A 1,481-nucleotide genomic window follows, 5' to 3' on the forward strand; every position below is an offset into this window, starting at 1 on the left:
ACGCCACGCCACGCCACGCCACGCCACGCCACGCAGGACCGTATCCGTGACAATTTGCCCTCACAATGCCTTTCATCTGCATCTCTCCGGGCTTACATCCGGGCGGGAGGGGGCAGCGCCGCAGGCGCTGGCCTTACCGTCCGTCAGCCCGAAGGGATGACAGGGTTTTCGCGCGCGAACAGGCGGCGCCTATGCCCCGCCCGGATTATTTACTGTGCATCCCCCTGACCGCCCTGGAGAATGAAGTGGCCGCAAAGATAGACGGCGCACTGGCGGGTAGCCGATTCGCAGATCTCTTCAAGCACTTTCGCTGTAGTTACGGGGCTGAGTCCGGATTCGCGACGTCGCTCGTTGATAAGTGTTTTATACTGGCGCAGGATGCTGCGGGTTTCCGGTGACAGTTGCAAGGTGTTCTCCTTTTGTTCTGTTTCCGGAGGCAATGCCTCCGGTTTCTCTGTCAGGCATCGAGCGCCGCGCGCAGGCGCATCATGACGTCGTTTTCTTCTTTCAGGGTTTCTTCAGCTGATCCGCCGCCATCCTCCGCGCATACTGCGATACGTTGCATCTCCCGTCCTGCAAGCTGCATGACTAAGGCCAGCGATTTCGCGGGAATAGTCACGGTTCGCTTCTCGCGTCGCTCATCGAGCATGGTTTCGACAATCGCCCGTATCTGGCCGATATCCGCGCCACTTTCAAGGCATGAACTTAGCCGACGCAGGACTTCATCCAGTTCCTCATCGGTTAAATCCCAGTCAAGGCAGACGCAACGAATGTCATTTCGATTCCAGCAGGCGAAAACGTATTTCTCGCCATCGAGGTCGGAATGTCTGAACATTTCAAGGGCAATTTCTCTTGCTGTACCAATCATGTTTTTCTCCTTTTATCGGGCGGCATCACCGCCCGTGGTCAGTCAGTCAAGGGCACGCCAGATGGTGGCGCTTTCCGGATGGGTGTCAGCAAATGCCATAAGCTGCTCATAGCGACGGCAGAAGTGGCGGCACAGTTCTTCATGGTCATGGTTGCTGTGGTGCCAGCTCCGGTGATTCAGTACCAGCGCCGTGAGGATGATCCCCGCCACTTCCCCGCTGACAGTCTCCTCAAACCAGTTGTCCGGATTGCACAGGGTCAGGCTCTCCACGTCAGGCGCCATATATCCGCCGCCTTCCGGCAGCCGGTAAAACTGCCAGAATCCCCCCTGATACTCAGGGCAGTAACGCTGGGCGTAGGCGTACACGGATGCCTCGGACGTCATAAAATCGCCGCCAAACAAATCAGGCAGGAAAGTCAGGCGCTGCGCACCCTCAAGACGAACAGCATCACAGGTCACGGTCTGGTTCATAGATCCTCCACGGTTAACATATTCTCGGTTCCGGCATCGCCGTGACGACACGACAAACCGGCGAAAAGCGGAGGACACAGGGGCGACGCCGCAAGCCGCAGCGCAAAGCCTTCACGGGCTGAATGCACCGTGAAGGGTGCGA

The 1,481-nt window shown here is 57.9% G+C and carries 3 protein-coding genes; all 3 read right to left on the minus strand.

The window, feature by feature from the left end:
• Window positions 1–209: 209 nt before the first annotated feature.
• Genes HMPREF3143_RS25290 through HMPREF3143_RS22180 form a run of 3 tightly spaced genes read right to left on the minus strand, consistent with a single transcriptional unit; the run spans window position 210 to window position 1,339 of the window.
• On the minus strand, window positions 210–407 hold the full coding sequence (locus HMPREF3143_RS25290) for a hypothetical protein (RefSeq protein ID WP_071888820.1): 198 nt from the start codon (window positions 405–407) through the stop codon (window positions 210–212).
• A gap of 50 nt (window positions 408–457) precedes the next feature.
• The gene (locus HMPREF3143_RS22175) at window positions 458–868 is read right to left on the minus strand and encodes a DUF1380 family protein (protein WP_013087149.1); all 411 of its coding nucleotides are present in this window, start codon (window positions 866–868) and stop codon (window positions 458–460) included.
• 42 nt (window positions 869–910) lie between these two features.
• Window positions 911–1,339: an antirestriction protein gene (locus HMPREF3143_RS22180; protein WP_013087148.1), complete on the minus strand. Its 429-nt coding sequence runs from the start codon at window positions 1,337–1,339 to the stop codon at window positions 911–913.
• Window positions 1,340–1,481 lie beyond the last annotated feature (142 nt).

It is taken from the genome of Enterobacter sp. HMSC16D10 (assembly GCF_001807145.1).
GTDB classification, from domain to species: domain Bacteria; phylum Pseudomonadota; class Gammaproteobacteria; order Enterobacterales; family Enterobacteriaceae; genus Enterobacter; species Enterobacter roggenkampii.